This is a genomic window from Coleofasciculus sp. E1-EBD-02, from assembly GCF_040218245.1.
Taxonomy (GTDB): domain Bacteria; phylum Cyanobacteriota; class Cyanobacteriia; order Cyanobacteriales; family Coleofasciculaceae; genus Coleofasciculus.
In genome coordinates, this window is sequence record NZ_JAVJQN010000230.1 from 1 (window position 1) to 18,369 (window position 18,369).

Below are 18,369 nucleotides of genomic sequence, written 5' to 3' on the forward strand. Positions count from 1 at the left end.
GCCGCACGTCGCACATTCTCATGAGCATCAGATTGAATCAGTTGTTTGAGCAGGGGTAAAGTATCTGGGTAATCTTTCCATCCTTTCGCTAATTCCTCTATCGCTGCACGTCGGATATCCCAATTATCATCAGATTGAATCCGTTGTTTGAGCAGGGGTAAAGTATCTGGGTCTTGTTTCCATCCTCTGGCTAATTCCTGTATCGCCGCACGTCGGACATTCCCATCATCATCAGATTGAATCAGTTGTTTGAGTAAAGGTAAAATATCCAGGTCATCTTTCCATCCTTTGGCTAATTCCTGTACTGCTGCACCTCGAACATTCTCATGAGCATCAGATTGAATTAGTTGTTTAAGTAGGGGTAAAGTATCTGGGTCATTTTTCCATCCTTTCGCTAATTCCTGTATCGCCACACCTCGAACATTCTCATGAGCATCAGATTGAATTAGTTGTTTGAGCAAGGATAAAGTATCTGGGTCATCTTTCCATCCTTTCGCTAATTCCTCTATCGCTGCTATCGCTGCACGTCGGATATCCCAATCATCATCAGATTGAATCAGATGTTTGAGCAGGGGTAAAGTATCCGGCTCATCTTTCCATCCTCTGGCTAATTCCTCTACCGCCGCACCTCGAACATCCCCATCATCATCAAATTGAATCAGTTGTTTGAGCAGGGGTAAAGTATCTGGGTCTTCTTTCCAAGTTGTGGCAATTGCAGTAATTGCTTGGGTACGAATTTCTTCAACTAGGTCGAGAAACTCCAAAGCTCTATTAGAGTAAGGCATAAAGATCATATAACCATACTCTGTTAATCCTTTCAACCGCTCAAGCAATTTATTATCCGTCTCTAATATCCCCTGCCGATTCTTCACCTCCTCCAAACACTGCGCCGCCAGAAACACATTCATAAACTTCTCATCTTCCCCCTCCTGATTCATCAAATACTCAATAATCTCCCCCGCAAACCTTGACTCCTCAATCATCCCCACAATCAACCGCAAAACCTCATGCCAAGATTCATCCTGCCAATGCTTGCCAAAAACCTCCGTTTTCAACCCCTCCAGGGATAACCGCTGCGTCTCCTTAAACTGCCAAATAAACTCCCACGCACAGAAATATTCCAAAAACGTCCGATGCACAAACCCATAATAATCCGCTCCCAAATAACAGAGAATAAAATTACGTTCCCGTAATTGACGAATCAGTACCCGCGCCACTAACCGCGCCTGATTCACCTCTAGATTTTTCAAGGATTCGGTTAAAATCCGTTCTAAATCCTCCGCCCGAATCAAATTTCCTGCCAATCCCTGATCTGTGGCTTGCATAAAATACGCCACTCGGCGCAACATTGCCTGCTTATCCTTATAATCAATCGTCTTCGGATCAAGGCGCGAATCCTCAATTAACGCCCGTTCCACATCCCATTGATGCAGTAAAACTCGCGACGCTTGATGATACAATTCCGGTCTATCTCTAGGTAACTCCTGATTCCGATTTAAAATTGCCATCATCGTCAGCAATAGGGGATTCCCGGCTAATTCCCGAATTGCTTTTGACGTATCAATTGCCCGTTGTAATCGTTCTCGCTTCCAACCCTTACCCACCTCATCAGTAAAGGTTAATTCATGCCAACGATAGATAAAATCCTGAATCTGTTTCTCATCCAACTCTTGCAACAGGAAGTGGTGAAACTCCGCATTCCGTAATCGCTGCGGCTTATAGCCAATCACGCGAGACGTAACAATCACCTGCACATCTGGATACTCATTCGTGAAGCGATGAATATCAGTAATCACATCCTCCCGTTTACCCGGATCAAATACCTCATCCAACCCATCAAACAGCATCAACACCTTCCCCGCCTTTAACTGTTCCTGGAGTTGATGCTGATTCAGATGACAAATTGCCCCACTACTTTGATGCAAAAACTCTAAGAAATTCTGGCATTGTCCTAAATCTCGATTCCGCATATAGGTGCGTAATTCAATTAAGATGGGAATCGCTAAGGAAATGGCATTCTGTAGCGGCGACTGGGCATACATTAATGCCAGATATTGTAATAACGTAGACTTCCCCGAACCCGGATCACCTAAAATCACCAAATAGGGATAATTTCGTTTATCATTAATAACATCCAAAACCGACTGTATCGGCGCGTCTGAATAGACCCGTTGATAGCGGTTTAATTCCCCGAACTGAAACTCTGGATTTAACTGATCCGTTTCCCGCAATCGCCGCTGATGTTCCTTGGGCAATTCATACACTTGTGGCAAAACTTCATGGACTTTTCGCACGTTTTGTGCTATAAATATTCGCCATAACTTCAGCGCATTATAGGCACAGCCCGTGGTATCCAAACTATCTAAGCGCAGATTGCCATAGGCTTCCCGCAACCCCTCCTGATAGCGGCGCAAATCGAACTCCGGTATAATCCCCGCAGACTCCTGAGTATAGCGTGCGATCGCCTCCAACTTCTGCGAATCCAAAATCTCCCGCAATTCAGGCGATTCCCGGATTAACGCCTTGACTTTTCTGAGATACCGCTTCCCCACCTGTTCCCAATCAAAATCTTCTGGGAGCGATCGCAGGTTAAGCTGATACCATAGATTCCCCAACCCCTGCGTATCCAAACTCGAACACTCATCCTGAAACCCACTCCCCAAAATCCCCTTCACTGAGGAATTGTGGATAAACTTGGTTAACGCCGGAGAATACTCCTCCACCTCCACTTCCGACACCTCAGCATCTTCCAACTCCTGCTGTACCAACACCAGAAACTCTTTCAACGCTTTCCCGACAACCGTGTTTAGCGTATTGTCCTCAAAACACCCGGAAAAATCCCGAATACAATCCTTAAGAAAATCTTTCGTGTAATCTTCCAGCGTTCCCTTCGCCAGAGGCGCTAATACTTCCCGAAACACAAAGCCAGTAACGGAATAGACACCCCAAGCCGCGAACCAATCCAGCATGACTCTCGCATTCGTCTCTATTTTGTATCGAGTATAACTGTAGAATCACAGTCTTGATTAATCACCGTCTGCCCTCTGCCCTCGATCCTCCTGTTTTCACTGTATGTTTAATATTACACTTGTAAGACAGTAACGCCACAGTTTATGCTTTAATGATAAAAAAATCAGCATAAATTGATTCGCTTCTTATTCAGCGATTTTATTCAGGAAAGTCAGAACTTTCACTGAAGAGAACCTTCGGATTATTCAAAAAATTCAGAAAATTCAGTTTTATGCTAGCGTGGTCATCAGAGGTATGAATTGGAATGCCAGATGGCAGATGCAGAGGTCATAAGACTGATCGAATTAGCCGAGTATTGGATTGCCCAGAAGACAGGAAACGTACTAAACGACGCCCAAAAGACTATCCTGAGTCAAGCCTTAGCGGGTAAGAAACTCAAAACCATTCAGGTTATGGGCTATAGCCAAAATACTGTCCAGCGCGATTTAGCGCCGAAGTTATGGAAACAGTTGTCTGAAGTCACCGGGAAACGAGTCACGATTAAAACGTTACGTTTAATCCTCGCAGGATTGCCAGACGCAGATACCGAGAACTCCGAGACTCTGACTCCCCCACCGCCTCCCCCAGTCAGTACAACCACCTTCCCCTCTCCCATCTGGGAACTACCCGGAGGACAACTTGATTTAGCCTCACCCTGCTATGTCGAACGTCCAGCCGATGAATCTCGCGCCTATGAAGAAATTAGTAAGCCGGGAAGTTTGATTCGGATCAAAGCGCCGCGACAAATGGGCAAAACATCCCTAATGGTACGATTACTGTATCACGCTGAACGACAAGGATGTCAGTCTGTCGCCTTAAACTTTGAGTTAGCGGAACGGGAAGTCTTTGCGGATTTAAATCAATTCCTGCAATGGTTTTGTGCTACTGTTACCGATGACTTACACCTGCCGATTCAGTTAGAAAACCGTTGGAGTAAGTTTTTGGGCAGTAAAAAAAACTGTACCAATTATTTTGAAAAATATCTATTACCTACCCTGAGAAGTCCCCTAGCATTAGGACTTGATGCCGTTGACCGAATTTTTCATTACGAACAGGTCGCCGATGACTTTTTCGGCTTACTCCGGGCTTGGCATGAAAAGGCAAAACAACATGAAATTTGGAAAAACTTTCGCCTGATTATTGTTCATGGCACAGAAGTTTATATTCCCCTCAGTAACGACCAATCCCCCTTTAATGTCGGATTACCGATTGAATTATCCGAATTTGACGCCCATCAGGTGCAAGACTTAGCCCTGCGCTATGGTTTAGACTTCACTTGGAATGATGTCAAACAACTGATGGCAATGGTTGGCGGACATCCCCATTTGATCCGATTAGCCCTGTATAAAATTGCCCGTCAGGATATTACCTTAAACCGACTCCTAGAAGACGCCCCTACTGAAACCGGAATCTATGCGGATCATTTGCGCTTACATCGCTGGAATTTAGAGAAACATCCCGACTTAGCCGACGCCCTCACCCAAATCCTGGAAGCCGATCGCCCGGTGCAGCTAAAAGGTGCGATCGCGTTTAAACTGAATAGTATGGGATTAGTCTATCTGGTAGGAAATCAGGTGAGTATTCGTAATGATTTATACCGCCAGTATTTTCGCGAACGACTGCATCTGGAAAAACTTCAAAGTCAAGACACCAAAGAATACCGAGGCAGAATCATTCCCCATTCTCTGGGGGATAATGTCCTAGCCGCTATTGTCTTTACCGATATCAAAGACTCCACCCAAAAGCAGCATGAAAACCAGCAACCCACCCTAGCCGCCATTCATCGTGATCTCAAACTAATGACCAAATTATGCCACCAATTTGAAGGAGAAGTTCTCAAATCCATGGGTGATGGATTACTCATGTACTTTGTCTCCGCCGTCAAAGCCGTTGATTGTTCCCAAACTATTCAAAAAACCCTCTCCCTCGCCGCCAGAGGATTACCGAATGAGGCGGTATTACAGCATCGAATTGGCATTCACTTAGCTGATGTTTTTTTCAATGGCACCGATGTACAAGGAGATGGCGTCAATATTGCCGCCCGTTTACAATCTCAATCAAAACCCGGTGGAATTTGTATTTCCTGGATAGTGTATGAAGCGGTCAAAAATCACCTACAATTACACGTCACCGATAGTGAACACCGCTTGTTAAGAGGAATTGATGAACCCATGTTGTTATATCAAATAAGCGTTGACGGATAGAATAGTTTTGAGTGTTGACCCTTCACTACATTTGAGGGAACCTGGTTTTTATTGGTGTGTAGGGGCGGGTTTCATATCGTTTGAAATGGTGCGTTACGCTACGCTAACGCACCCTACTGGCGTGACCCACCTAAAATGGTGAAATAGATTTGGTTCGTAGTGAGGGCTTTAGCCCTCTCCAGCTAGGCGTTAAAGCACTAAAGTGCTTACTACAAACAAAGTCCTATTTTAACCCGGTCACGCCACTACACCCGCCCCGACTTCAACGAATGACCAATAACCAATGACCAATGACCAATGACCAATGACCAACGGTACAAACTATGCCTAAATGGAAACTGATAACCGAATTTACATTTGATAGCGCCCATTACATCAAAGACTACGACGGACCTTGTGGTCGGATGCATGGACATACCTATACAGTACGATTAGAAGCCACATCTTCAACCCTTCACGCCTCAGAACATTGTCCCCACCCCGTTATGGTGGCTGATTTCAAAAGCTTACGCTGGGCAAAAAAAGATGTCACCAAAGGCGGTTTAGATCACGGAATTCTTAATCAAATATTACCCGAAGGATACGAAACAACCGCCGAAATGATTGCCCAATACATTTATGACGAAACCAAAAAACGCATTCCCGAAGGCGTACAACTCAAAGTTGCGGTATCAGAGACACCGAATAGTTGGGTAGAATATGAGGAATAAATTATCAGGAATAAATGATTACGAATGTTTTTAGTCCATTTAGACGGCGGCGAGTCGAGATAGGTTAATTCTGATACCGCTACATTTGCCCAGGGACCATTGGTGTCAACTTAAGCTCAACCCCTCACCCCCAGCCCCTCTCCCACGCCGACGGGGAGAGGGGAGCAAGAGAATCCGGTTCCCCTTCTCCCCACGGAGGGAGAAGGGGTTAGGGGATGAGGGGGAAAATGTCGAGGAGTAGATAGACATGCATTAAATTAACAGAACCGACTTATAAATCTATCGGGTCGCCCTGCTTCCAGAAACGGGTGGTAAAATACCCCGCCGCTTTAAGGTTGCTTCAATTTGCCGTAACAGTTCAAAATCATTATCGGGCAACGGATAATTGTCTTGATTACCGCCATTTTCACTACCCTTTAAATCCGGTTCCAGAAACACAAACGCTTGGCGAAACTGTTCCGAATTTGCCGCAATTGACCCCTCCAAATGACAGGGAATAATCCGTTCAAACTCCCAACTGGCTACCTTCTCCACCCAGTTTAACGTTTCTTTCGGGGCGCGGTTCAAAATCAAAGTTTGCAGAATTGGTGCAACAAAGGGACGCCCATTCCCCCGCAAGGCGTCAAAGGATTTTTGCCAACCGGGTTTCCATTGGAAGGGAAATAAACCAAAATAGGCTTGCTTTGACCAATCCGGTGCCTTTCTCGCCTCCCGTAACGCCTGCGTAAAGGGTATTGTGTCCAAGGTACTGGGGCGGAAGAAAAATGCAAACAAACAGATGCGTTGCCATCCCTTGCGCCGAGTCATCTTATTATCGATAACGATATCCAAGGCATGATCTCTAGCATGGAATAATAACGGATAGGGATCAAGTTGCGCGATCGCAGGCGGATTTTCGGGTACACTAACTACAGTATCCGTCACCAGAAGCGTGCGCGATCGCTTGTGCCAAAATCCCACTTCAGCAAAGGGTCCTAACCCCAAATTCACTGGACCCAATACAGCATAATCAAATTCATCAGCAAAAGGCGTTTGGCGACTATCTGCGGGTAAAACATGAGTCCGTTTCCTGGGAAACCCCAGCCAACTCAGGGGCAAATTCACCGGATAACTCCACTGGTGCGGCGCAACAAACACCTGGGCGTGAGGAAACTTGCGGGCAAAGGGACCGACAAACACTTTATGCTCAATCCCCGACACCGTGGGCAGAATGATATATTTTACCTCACCATGCTCTGCCACCAATTTCTGAACTAATCGGATGCATTCCGGCGTTGGTGCAACAGGCGCATAAATCAACAGCCCTCCAGCATCCAGCTTAATCACCGTCATCCGAATAGGTACAACCACATAGAGAATCCCCTGAATCTGGTCAAACGTCCAAATCCTATCCTTGACCACTTCCACACAGATAGTGCGTCGTTTGCCATAAGGATACAGGGGTACAGGAAACCAAAGCGACCATGACCAGTCTTGAGAGTGGATGCTCGGATGACCCTGGTGTTCCTGCATCTGCGGTTCATTCCTCCTGTATTGTCTAAAGACTCAACCTGTTGGGCGGGAAATTTCCCCTATTATTCTACAACCGGAAGCGCCTCCACCAAAACGCTGTACGCCACGACAGCAAAAATGCTTTATCGTAATTTCCCGTCTGATGCGGTATCGGGAAGGGCGCAAGCCTTGCGCCCCTACAGTTCCTTAATCTATCAATTTAGGTGTGCCACGCCACGACATCTCTTAACTAATCTATTCTGAATCCGGGTCAATGCCCATGGCTCTTAATCGTTCCGCCAATCTTGCCGATTTTTGCTCGGCTTGTTCGGCGCGTTGGTGTTCTTGTTCGGCGCGTTGACGTTCTTGTTCAGCACGTTGGTGTTCTTGTTCAGCGCGTTGACGTTCTTGTTCGGCGCGTTGACGTTCTAATTGGGCGCGTTCTTCACCAATTAACAAAAGATTGCCTTCACTATCCCACCAACGCAACCAATATTGAGTTTGATTTTGATAAGTCCCGTGCCAAAGTCCCAGTTCTACTCCTAAGGGCGTAATCGGATAGTGACCCCGTTCATTCGGTTGGAGTTTTTGATAAGAAAAATTCAGCCAATTATAAACTTCAAGTTTTCTAGTTTTGACTTCAAAAATGCCATAGTAGGGAATGCGAATAATCCGTTCATACACCCAGAATTTACCGGGTTTAGTGGTTTCTCCTTCAGCGGAAACCGATAAGGGTGTAGCATCTCGTTCCTCGTCTCCATTGCCACTGGCAAATTCTAAGGCAATCATTGGTGCCATCAATTCCCGCCAGAGAACATAAGAACGGCGAATTTCACCATTCAGTAATGGGGGAACATTGGGAACATAGAACCAATCGGGAGCCTCTGCACCTTTTTCTGGAGGTTCGGTTTCGCGCCAATAAATCCCGCAATCTTGTCCAATAGCGTAGTCACCATCAGGATGGAGTTGCTGCAAAACTGAACCAATGGAATCGGTCAAAATTAGGCTTTGAGGATGTTCTTGGAAATTTTTCACAAAGGTGCCATCAGATTCAGGTAGTTGGGTATGGTCAGGAAAGGCAGGGGGTAAATCAATTTTAGTTTGAGTCATGTCTTAATCACAGGTAACAGAGAATCTACTCAATTTCAGGGTTGGTCTAGCACTTATATTTGAATAGTGTGACACAATTGTTCGGCTTAATCAGAGTAGTCGGGTGGGCAAGGGTTATCAATCATCAGAAAAGAGGCTTTGTCGGGGCGACCCGCCGCACCAAAGTAACACCGCCCATTGATTAATTTTATCGGGTCGCCCTGGATCAAATATCGGCTATTAAAGGGTGACCCGAGTCTATTAAGTGGATTGGTGTTATTAATTGATACAAGCGGGTCGCCCCTACACAATCACTCTTAGGTTCTTATCTGTTAGGTGACAGATATTTTTGGTCTTCATGTTTTATATCAGGGTAAAGTTTAAATAACTTTGTATGGCTGGTACGTGTAATACTTCGGGCGTGAATCGAGCCGAATATGCAACCAATACACCCCTAACCCGGAGGTGCTTACCCAGGTAGGACGCGGATTCAGTCGTTGTTCTAACGCTGACCCCACATTTTGCCACAAGGAGTGCTGCTGATGTTCGGGTGCTTCACGCATAAAAGCCGCCAGATGGCAGTATGGAGACATAGAGGTTTGTGGACAAGGCACAACCAGCAACGCATCCTTTCCCAGATTCGGGAATGTCACAATTGACTCGTTCTCACCTGCGGCGGAAAAATGGCGAGCAAAATCACTGGGATCAGCTTGTACATTTACCAGGGATGGACTATTGACGAGAACAAACTCGAATACCTGGTTTACTGTCGCGTCGGTGATAGGAGGGGTTTCCCAGAAAAAGGCGGAAAATGGAGCATCGGCGAGTAGGGAAATGAAAAATGTCCGAAAATCCGGGTTATCCTGCCATAGCTGGATGATTTCTGAGTAGAGGATTGGGTTATTATTGGACAGAAGCGAAATCTTCTGTATCCGACCCTTGTTGAGTGATTCGATGGATGATTTCCACATTGAGAGATCCGGTATTTTGTTTGATGATTAGACAAGTCACTTATTGACTAAGTATAACTGTTTAATTTTATTGAAAATAAGTTAAATGAATGGATTAGTTTTGGATGTTGTTCAGTGCAGGTAAACGTCCTTATATATTTTTTTAACGCAGAGGTTGGCGATCCAGGGACGCAGAGGGATTGGAAGTATGGGGAAAAAGATTTTATAAAATGACAAATGACGACGGACGAAGGACGAATGACCAATGACCAATGACGAAGGACAAATGACGAAGGTTAAACAGCGGGTTCAAGAACTGCGAAACCTTTTGCAACAAGCGAGTTATGCTTATTATGTCCGTGATAATCCCATTATGGAGGATGCGGTCTATGACCAACTCTATCGGGAATTACAAGACTTAGAAAGCCAGTATCCTAAGTTAGTCACTCCGGATAGTCCGACGCAGCGCGTGGGCGAGAAACCTGCATCAGAATTTTCCTCGGTTCGCCATAATATCCCCCTTTATAGTTTAGAGAATGCGTTTAATTTAGAGGAGTTGGCGAAGTGGCAAGAACGATGGCAACGTTATGCACCGGATGTCAAGGATGTAGAATATGTCTGTGAACTGAAGATCGATGGTTCCGCGATCGCACTCACGTACAAAGACGGTATATTGGTGCGGGGAGTTACACGGGGCGATGGTGTCACGGGGGAAGATATTACCCAGAATATTCGCACGATTCGCTCGATTCCTTTACGGTTAAGTACGGAAACACCGCCGCCAATTGTAGAAGTGCGAGGCGAGGCATTTTTGCCCTTGGAGGTCTTTGACGGGATTAATCGGGAACGAGAAGCCGCCGGGGAAGCGTTATTTGCCAATCCTCGGAATGCGGCGGCGGGTACGTTGCGACAATTAGATCCGAAAATCGTCGATCGCAGACAGTTGGATTTCTTTGCCTATACCTTACATCTTCCCGGATCAGAGGAACAGGAAACCGTACCAACTCTCAAGTCTCAATGGGAAGCGTTGGAATTCCTGCGGGATTTGGGATTCCGGGTGAATCCAAATCGGAAACGTTGCGCGTCTCTAGCAGAGGTGGAGGAGTATTATAAATATTGGGATAGTCAACGGCGTAGTTTACCCTACATGACGGATGGGGTGGTAGTAAAGCTGAACTCGTTTTCGCTACAAGATCAGTTAGGCTTTACCCAAAAATTTCCCCGATGGGCGATCGCACTCAAGTATCCGGCGGAAGAATCCCCTACACTGCTGCAAAAGGTTACAGTTCAGGTGGGACGAACGGGTGCATTAACCCCAGTCGCCGAACTCAAACCCGTACAGCTAGCCGGGACAACGGTTTCACGGGCAACGTTACATAACCGCGATCGCATCGAGGAATTAGATCTGCATCTCGGCGATACCGTCATTGTTCGCAAAGCCGGAGAAATTATCCCCGAAGTCGTGCGCGTACTTCCAGAATTACGTCCACCGGAGGCTAAACCCGTACAAATGCCTACTGATTGTCCGGTGTGCCATCAACCCGTCGTGCGTCCCCCAGGGGAGGCGGTAACGCGCTGTATTAATGCCTCTTGTCCCGCCATTCTCAAAGGTTCACTCAACCATTGGGCAAGTCGTGGTGCATTGGATATCAACGGGTTAGGAGAAAAGCTGGTGAATCAGCTAGTCGATTCCGGTTTAGTCCATTCCGTTGCGGACCTTTATCAACTTACTTTAGATCAATTAACCGATTTAGAACGCATGGGTGAAAAATCCGCCCAGAAATTAATCAACCAAATTGAACAATCCAAAACGCAACCCTGGTCACGAGTTCTCTACGGTTTAGGGATTCGCTATGTGGGTACAGTGAATGCTCAAATTTTAGCTCAACAGTTTCCCTCTGTAGACCAACTAGCCGCCGCCCGTGTTACTGATATTGAAAGCGTCTATGGAATTGGATCAGAAATTGCCCAATCAGTTTATGATTGGTTTCGAGTTCCCAGTAATCAGACCTTAATCAATCGACTGCGAGAAGCAAATGTAAAACTGGCGGGTGAACCCAAGGAAGCATCTGCGGAGGCAAAATCTCAACCGTTGCAGGGAAAAACCTTTGTGATTACCGGAACGTTACCCACACTGAAACGAGATGAAGCCAAAAAATTAATTCAAAACGCTGGCGGGAAAGTAACCAGTTCTGTCAGTTCTAAAACCGACTATTTACTGCTTGGTGAAGATGCCGGATCGAAATTAGAAAAAGCCCAAGAATTAGGTATTAATCAGATCAGCGAATCTGACCTTTTACAATGGTTGAAGGAATAGGTTGTAACTCAATTATAGGGGCGGGTTTAGGGACAATTGTCGGGGCGGGTTTAGGGACAATTGTCGGGGCGGGTTTAGGGACAATTGTCGGGGCGGGTTTAGGGACAATTGTCGGGGCGGGTTTAGGGAATTAATTCAGCTATTCACCGATAAATGAACAACAAAACCCGCCCTCCCCACCGATAAAGGACGAATGACGAATTGATAAACTTTAGCTTAAGTCTTGGAGCGCTTGCTCCCAATCCCAAACACCTATCCCTTCACCTTGAAAGCGCGATAGGTGTTTTAGGTTTCTTCGTCGTATCCCGACTCATCAGCCATCCAGCCATTGACCAGTTCGATGACATCCTTTAGGGAATCATCTTCTGTTTCTGGGGATGAAGATTGGCGAATAGAACCTAGGCTCTCATTAAACAGGCTCTGATTAAAAATCGGAGCTTGTGGAGTGGTTCTTTTGTAAGTTTTTACCGAAACATCCCGACAAGCCGCTAATATTATAATGTCTTCACTGATATCTTCACGTTTAAGCAAATATTTTGATTCAATCAAGGCATCGATTTTTCTCCTAGCCTCTAACAACTGCTCTAGAGAAAGGGCATCCAGTCGTTGAATAATTTCGTCAAGGGGTTTGGTTTCTGTCATAACGATTAAAGGCAACTCGACTCTCTCTATCCTAACGGGGACTGAGTTTCAGCGCTGACTCCACACCACCTCTTACCCTCCTACCTCCTGCTTCCTGCCTTCTACCGTAATAACCGAACCGCACCAGAATTAGCACTCACGTAACAAGAGTGCTAAATTTGCTAATGGAGTAACGAGCAAGTATTGGGAACCCTATGGCAAAAATCGTTTCGTTTAACGAAGAATCACGGCGAGCCTTAGAACGGGGAGTCAATGCTCTGGCAGATGCAGTCCGGATTACCCTTGGACCCAAAGGGCGGAATGTACTGCTAGAGAAATCCTTTGGCGCTCCCCAGATTGTTAATGATGGTATCACCGTCGCCCAAGATATTGAACTAGAAGACCCCTTAGAGAATACAGGGGCGCGACTGATTCGAGAAGTCGCATCCAAGACCAAAGAAATTGCCGGAGATGGTACCACAACCGCTACCGTTCTGGCACAGGAGATGATTCGGGAAGGACTCAAAAACGTTGCGGCTGGTGCTAATCCAGTGGCTGTACGTCGAGGAATTGAGAAAACCATTAATCATCTGGTTAAAGAAATTGAGTCCATGGCTCAACCCGTCGTTGGTGACGCGATCGCACAAGTCGCCACTGTCTCCGCCGGGAACGACGAGGAAGTCGGGCAAATGATTGCCGAGGCGATGGACAAGGTAACCAAGGATGGAGTAATTACCGTAGAAGAGTCAAAATCGCTCTCCACTGAACTGGAAGTCGTGGAAGGGATGCAAATTGACCGGGGTTACCTCTCCCCCTACTTTGTCAGCGATCAGGAACGGATGACCGTGGAATTTGAAGATTCCTATATCCTGATTACTGATAAAAAAATTAATAACATCCAAGAATTAGTTTCCATCCTGGAAAAAGTTGCCCGTGCCAGTAAACCCCTACTGATTATTTCTGAAGATGTAGAAGGGGAAGCCTTAGCCACCTTGGTGGTAAACAAAGCACGGGGAGTTCTCAACGTCGCCGCCGTCAAAGCGCCAGGATTTGGCGATCGCCGCAAGCAGATGCTGCAAGATATTGCGGTTCTGACTGGGGGTCAGCTAATTTCTGAAGAAATCGGTCTCAGCTTAGATAGCGCTTCTACTGAGATGATGGGAACGGCACGGAAAATCACCATCGACAAAGACTCAACCACTATTGTCGCCAGTGGTGAAACCAAGCCAGAAGTGGATAAGCGCATTGCCCAAATCCGCAAACAGCTTGAGGAAACCGATTCTGACTACGATAAAGAGAAACTGCAAGAGCGGATTGCTAAACTTGCTGGTGGTGTAGCGGTAATTAAAGTCGGTGCAGCCACAGAAACAGAACTCAAAGATCGCAAGCTGCGGATTGAAGATGCCCTGAATGCCACCAAAGCCGCGATCGATGAAGGGATTGTTCCTGGCGGTGCAACCACACTGATTCGCTTAATTTCCAAAGTTGATGGCATCAAAGCTAACCTGGATGCTGAAGAGAAAATCGGTGCGGATATTGTCGCCAAAACCTTAGAAGCCCCCCTGCGTCAGATGGCAGATAATGCCGGGGTTGAAGGTGCAGTGATTGTCGAGAAAGTGCGAGAGAGCCAAGGCAATATAGGTTACAATGCCGCAACTGGCAAGCTGGAAGACTTAATTGCTGCTGGTATTCTCGATCCCGCTAAGGTTGTGCGTTCAGCACTTCAGAATGCAGGTTCCATTGCCGGGATGGTTCTAACCACCGAAGCCCTGGTTGTCGAGAAACCTGAGCCGCAACCCGCAGCGCCTGACATGGGCGGCATGGGCGGCATGGGCGGCATGGGCGGCATGGGCGGCATGGGCGGCATGGGTGGCATGGGTGGTATGGGCATGATGTAGTCCTCACCTATCTGCTATAGTTCATGACCGAAGCAGCTTGTCTAGTTGGACAGGCTGCTTTTTTGGCTATAAGGCAGAGGGTCAAAGGGGTAAGGTGGGCATTGCCCACCCTACTAGGCTGGCAAGCTTAAAGTTGTGGGTAAAATTTTTCTGGAGCGCTACTCTCATAAGGGTTTCAGGAAATACTTGACCACTGTTTTAACCTTGCCAAGCTACTACATAGGGCTTGCTGAATAAGTGTTGTGGTGGGGTTAGAAAGCAGGGGAAGCAGAGGGAACCTGATGTAAAGTTTTTTTTCAATCGTCCGTCTGGTTCGTAGGAGGCACTCAGGTTTCTAGAGTAACCAATGAAACGGTTATTGATCGAGGTGACGTATGTTCAAACAACTGCCTTTCAAACGACTAGGACTAACCTTATTAATGGCGTCCAGTGTCAGTTTTGCCATTAACTTGAGTTATTCACCACCATCATTGGCAGAATTGTTCACGCTTCAGGATGGCACTCAATGCCAAGGAAACTTTCAAGGATCAAATGGTAGAGGGTTGTGCGTTTATGAGAGAGACCCCCAAGGTAACCCTTACAACTATTATGAAGGAGAAATTCGCAATGGTTTGCCATCAGGTCGAGGAATCTTCGTATATAACAATAATGACCGCTATGAAGGAGACTTCAACAACGGTCTTCCCCACGGTAAAGGAACATTTATCTTTGAGAATGGCGATCGCTATATCGGAGACTTCAAGGAAGGTGTACCCAACGGAACGGGAACATTTCTCTATGATAACGGGGATCACTATTCAGGAGGAATTCTTAATGGTCAGTTCCACGGTTTTGGCACATTTATTTTTGCTAACAACCGATACGAATCTGATGACGATGATCGGTACGATGGACAGTTTCTTTTAGGTCAAGCTAAGGGCAACGGTACACTAAGATACGCTGATGGCATCATTTGTCGAGGCAACTTCTACAATAGTACTTTTACGGGACGCGGTACTTGCACCTATCCCCAAGGTTCCTCCTATCGAAGTTATACAGGAGAAATACATGATGGTATGCCTGGAGGTGTTGGTGTTCTGACGTATGTGAATGGTGAAGTGTACAGAGGAAATTGGCGCGATCGCCCTCGGTAAAAGTTAGCTTTGTTGTGTAGGGGCGACCCGCTTGCACAAATCAACACCTGTGTCCACTCACTTGGCTTGGGTCGCCCTTTAAAAAGGGGGTAATAACTGGCGAATATGAGGATAATTGAGATATAGTCCGAAAGTCAAACCCTTGAAACAGGATGAGGCGTGGGTGATGTTCCCAATCCTTCGACAACTGATTAAACGCCAAATTAGCCGCATTTACGTTTTCCTGGCTGTCTTAACCTTCTGTGTCACAACCCTGACTCACCTCCCGGCTACTCAAGCGACTCTTCCCCCAACCGCACAACCTTCAATTTCTCCGCAAACGATGGCGCAACAGGGGAAAACCCACTACGACGCCGGAGAGTACATAGACGCCATTAATCTGTTACAACAAGCTGCCGATGCTTTCCAATCACAGGGAGATACATTACGGCAAGCCATGACATTGACCAATTTAGCCTTAGCCTATCAACAATTAGGACAGTGGCAGGATGCCCAGGATACGATTACCACTAGCTTACAACTTCTCGATAATGCCCAAACCCCTGACGCCTGGACATTACAAGGGGCGGCGTTTAATGTTCAAGGACAATTGTATTTGGCCCAAGGGAATCTAGAAGCCGCCCTAGATAGTTTTACCACGGCGGTCAATCGCTATACTCAAACCGAGGATGAAGTCGGTTTGCTGCACAGTCAAATTAATCAAGCTCAAGCCTTACAATTGGCAGGGATGTATCGCCGCGCCCTGGATAGTTTGCAACAAATTGAACCTCGATTACAACAACAACCCGATTCGGCGCTAAAGGCGATTGGTTTGAGACGGTTAGGGAATGTACTGCGCTTAGTCGGGACAATGGATGATGCCAAAGAACGATTAACCCAAAGTTTACAAGTGGCACAAGTGATTCAATCTCCCGAACAGATTAGTGCTGCCTTTCTGGGATTAGGAAATACGGCGCGATCGCAAGGACAAATCGAAGCCGCGCTCAATTATTATCAACAAGCCGCTGATACGCTTTCAGGTGACTCCTCAACTCAGATTCAAGCGCAACTCAATCAACTAAGTCTCATCGTTGCAACACCAAGCCTCTCTGCTGATCCAGCATTTATTCAATCGTTGCAAAATCAAATTAGTCAACTCCCGGCGTCTCGTACTGCAATAGAAGCACGAATTAATTTAGTGGGTTCGCTGAGGAAACTTCAATCTCAGGACTATGCTAAAACCTCAGATATTGCCCAGTCTTTGGCGATAGCCGTGGAACAAGCCAAACAGCTTGGCGACAACCGCAGCCAATCCCTCGCCCTGGGTGAATTAGGGGCGCTTTATGAACAAACGCAACAATGGAAAGAAGCGCAAGACTTAACCGAACAAGCGTTAGTCATCGCCCAGTCGATTAACGCCCCCGATATTGCCTATAATTGGCAGTGGCAATTAGGACGACTGCTGAAAGCACAGGGAAAACGAGACGGTGCGATCGCGGCGTATAATGCAGCAGTAAATACCCTGGAATCGTTACGTCGAGATTTGGTGAGTATTAATTCTCAGGTACAATTCTCGTTTCGCGATCGCGTGGAACCAATTTATCGGGAATTGGTGCGATTATTATTATCCTCACCCACTGACAATCCGGATCAAAACGATTTAGCCCAAGCCCGCGATGTGATAGAATCGCTGCAACAAGCCGAATTAGTCAATTTCTTCCGGGAAGATTGCTTAAATGCGAACCGGATTGTGATTGACGAAGTGGATCAAAATGCGGCGGTAATTTACCCAATTGTATTAGGCGATCGCTTGGATGTGGTAGTATCCTTACCCGATGCACCTCTGCGTCATTTCGGGACACAACTACCTCAAGGGAAAGACTCCAATCTATTTAGCCAACTGCGAGCCGCGATTTCTCCTTTAAGTGTAGAACCCAATCGCGGACAGCTAATTACTATCCCTGAATCCTTGCAAAACATTTTTCGGGCGCAAATTTTGGTAAAGGAGGGGAATCGTCGGGCGACATCTGAGGAATATTTACCCTTAGCCCAACAGCTTTATGATTGGTTAATTCGCCCGATTGAGTCAGACTTAGCCGCCAGTGGCGCGAAAACCCTCGTTTTTGTCTTGGATAGTCCCCTGCTAAATCTACCCATGGCGGTTCTTCACGATGGTAACCAGTTTCTGATTGAAAAGTATGCGATCGCCTATACGCCGGGACTGCAACTTTTAGACCCCAAACCCTTGACAAGAGGCGACATTTATGCATTCACAGGCGGGCTTTCCGAATCGCGCCAAGGGTTACCTGCCTTACCATTTGTGGAAACCGAATTGCAGCAAATTCAAGCTCAAGTGTCCGGTCAACTGCTACTGAATCAGGAGTTTACCACAACCGCTATTGAACAGGCAATTGATTCCGTACCCTTTCCGGTGGTTCACCTCGCCACCCATGGTCAGTTTAGTTCTAAACTGGAAGATACCTTTATTCTCACCTGGGATAATCGCCTCAACATCAATCAACTGAATACCTTATTGCAAACCAGAGCCGGAGGCGATCGCCAACCCATTGAATTATTGGTACTTAGTGCTTGCCAAACTGCAACAGGGGATAAACGGGCGGCGTTAGGATTAGCAGGTGTAGCGGTAAGGGCGGGGGCGCGTAGTACCTTGGCGACGCTATGGTTTGTTAATGATGCGGCTACGGCTAATTTGATGATTCGTTTTTATCAAGAATTAACCGACAAAACGTTGACGAAAGCCGAAGCCCTGCGCCGCGTTCAAGTTTCTTTATTAAAGGAAAAAAAGTATCAGAATCCGGTATACTGGGCACCGTTTGTGTTGGTGGGGAATTGGTTATAGTTGTCATTTGTCATTTGTCATTTGTCATTTGTCATTTGTCATTCGTCATTCGTCATTTGTCATTCGTCATTCGTCATTTGTCATTTGGTCTCCCCCATGGAACAAAAA

At 46.4% G+C, this 18,369-nt stretch carries 13 protein-coding genes; 8 read left to right on the plus strand and 5 right to left on the minus strand.

Going from position 1 to position 18,369, the window contains the following annotated elements; translation table 11 throughout:
* On the minus strand, positions 1-2,969 hold a 2,969-nt coding region (locus tag RIC07_RS34375; protein WP_446398432.1), incomplete at its 3' end, for an NACHT domain-containing protein.
* A 312-nt stretch (positions 2,970-3,281) separates the two neighbouring features.
* Here RIC07_RS34375 and RIC07_RS34380 point away from each other — a divergent pair.
* Positions 3,282-5,213, plus strand: coding sequence for an AAA-like domain-containing protein (locus tag RIC07_RS34380; protein WP_446398433.1), 1,932 nt, complete (start codon positions 3,282-3,284; stop codon positions 5,211-5,213).
* A 323-nt stretch (positions 5,214-5,536) separates the two neighbouring features.
* A complete protein-coding gene (locus RIC07_RS34385) occupies positions 5,537-5,923 on the plus strand; it encodes a 6-pyruvoyl trahydropterin synthase family protein (RefSeq protein ID WP_446398434.1) in 387 nt (128 codons plus the stop codon).
* A gap of 279 nt (positions 5,924-6,202) precedes the next feature.
* On the opposite strand, the gene RIC07_RS34390 is transcribed toward RIC07_RS34385, so the two are convergent.
* Positions 6,203-7,435, minus strand: a complete 1,233-nt coding sequence (locus RIC07_RS34390) for a DUF4336 domain-containing protein (RefSeq protein ID WP_446398435.1) — start codon at positions 7,433-7,435, stop codon at positions 6,203-6,205.
* Here RIC07_RS34390 and RIC07_RS34395 point away from each other — a divergent pair.
* Positions 7,415-7,678 carry a hypothetical protein gene (locus RIC07_RS34395; protein WP_446398436.1) on the plus strand — a complete coding sequence of 88 codons (264 nt, stop codon included), beginning with the start codon at positions 7,415-7,417 and terminating at the stop codon, positions 7,676-7,678. The two genes, RIC07_RS34390 and RIC07_RS34395, sit on opposite strands and share 21 nt — an antisense overlap.
* Here RIC07_RS34395 and RIC07_RS34400 read toward each other — a convergent pair.
* Together RIC07_RS34400 and RIC07_RS34405 are read right to left on the minus strand one after the other, a co-directional pair.
* Complete coding sequence (locus RIC07_RS34400; protein ID WP_446398437.1) at positions 7,670-8,524, minus strand: Uma2 family endonuclease; 855 nt, start codon at positions 8,522-8,524, stop codon at positions 7,670-7,672. The two genes, RIC07_RS34395 and RIC07_RS34400, sit on opposite strands and share 9 nt — an antisense overlap.
* Before the next feature lie 359 nt (positions 8,525-8,883).
* Entirely contained in the window at positions 8,884-9,474 is a 591-nt protein-coding gene (locus RIC07_RS34405) for a DUF6940 family protein (protein ID WP_446398438.1), read from the minus strand.
* Between the two features lie 244 nt (positions 9,475-9,718).
* Here RIC07_RS34405 and ligA point away from each other — a divergent pair, with 244 nt between their 5' ends.
* Both ligA and RIC07_RS34415 read left to right on the plus strand, forming a co-directional pair.
* Positions 9,719-11,770, plus strand: a complete 2,052-nt coding sequence (gene ligA / locus RIC07_RS34410) for an NAD-dependent DNA ligase LigA (protein WP_446398439.1) — start codon at positions 9,719-9,721, stop codon at positions 11,768-11,770.
* Entirely contained in the window at positions 11,755-11,904 is a 150-nt protein-coding gene (locus RIC07_RS34415) for a hypothetical protein (RefSeq protein WP_446398440.1), read from the plus strand. The genes ligA and RIC07_RS34415 overlap by 16 nt, the downstream gene beginning before the upstream one ends.
* Before the next feature lie 151 nt (positions 11,905-12,055).
* Here RIC07_RS34415 and RIC07_RS34420 read toward each other — a convergent pair whose 3' ends face one another.
* Entirely contained in the window at positions 12,056-12,412 is a 357-nt protein-coding gene (locus RIC07_RS34420; protein ID WP_446398441.1) for a hypothetical protein, read from the minus strand.
* 194 nt (positions 12,413-12,606) lie between these two features.
* On the opposite strand from RIC07_RS34420, the gene groL reads away from it, so the two are divergent.
* The 3 genes from groL to RIC07_RS34435 all read left to right on the plus strand — a co-directional run bounded on the left by groL (position 12,607) and on the right by RIC07_RS34435 (position 18,261).
* Positions 12,607-14,289, plus strand: a complete 1,683-nt coding sequence (gene groL / locus RIC07_RS34425; protein ID WP_446398442.1) for a chaperonin GroEL — start codon at positions 12,607-12,609, stop codon at positions 14,287-14,289.
* 374 nt (positions 14,290-14,663) lie between these two features.
* Positions 14,664-15,422 (plus strand): MORN repeat-containing protein, encoded by a 759-nt coding sequence (locus RIC07_RS34430; protein ID WP_446398443.1) that lies wholly within the window; start codon positions 14,664-14,666, stop codon positions 15,420-15,422.
* Between the two features lie 115 nt (positions 15,423-15,537).
* Entirely contained in the window at positions 15,538-18,261 is a 2,724-nt protein-coding gene (locus RIC07_RS34435; RefSeq protein WP_446398444.1) for a CHAT domain-containing protein, read from the plus strand.
* The last annotated feature ends 108 nt before the right edge of the window (positions 18,262-18,369 follow it).

Coding starts and splice junctions, on each gene's coding strand:
- RIC07_RS34405 (WP_446398438.1), bottom strand. CDS start 9,474: ATGTGGAAATCATCCATCGAATCACTCAACAAGGGTCGGATACAGAAG.
- RIC07_RS34390 (WP_446398435.1), bottom strand. CDS start 7,435: ATGCAGGAACACCAGGGTCATCCGAGCATCCACTCTCAAGACTGGTCA.
- RIC07_RS34380 (WP_446398433.1), top strand. CDS start 3,282: ATGGCAGATGCAGAGGTCATAAGACTGATCGAATTAGCCGAGTATTGG.
- RIC07_RS34415 (WP_446398440.1), top strand. CDS start 11,755: ATGGTTGAAGGAATAGGTTGTAACTCAATTATAGGGGCGGGTTTAGGG.
- RIC07_RS34420 (WP_446398441.1), bottom strand. CDS start 12,412: ATGACAGAAACCAAACCCCTTGACGAAATTATTCAACGACTGGATGCC.
- RIC07_RS34400 (WP_446398437.1), bottom strand. CDS start 8,524: ATGACTCAAACTAAAATTGATTTACCCCCTGCCTTTCCTGACCATACC.
- RIC07_RS34430 (WP_446398443.1), top strand. CDS start 14,664: ATGTTCAAACAACTGCCTTTCAAACGACTAGGACTAACCTTATTAATG.
- RIC07_RS34395 (WP_446398436.1), top strand. CDS start 7,415: ATGACCCTGGTGTTCCTGCATCTGCGGTTCATTCCTCCTGTATTGTCT.
- groL (WP_446398442.1), top strand. CDS start 12,607: ATGGCAAAAATCGTTTCGTTTAACGAAGAATCACGGCGAGCCTTAGAA.
- RIC07_RS34385 (WP_446398434.1), top strand. CDS start 5,537: ATGCCTAAATGGAAACTGATAACCGAATTTACATTTGATAGCGCCCAT.
- ligA (WP_446398439.1), top strand. CDS start 9,719: ATGACCAATGACGAAGGACAAATGACGAAGGTTAAACAGCGGGTTCAA.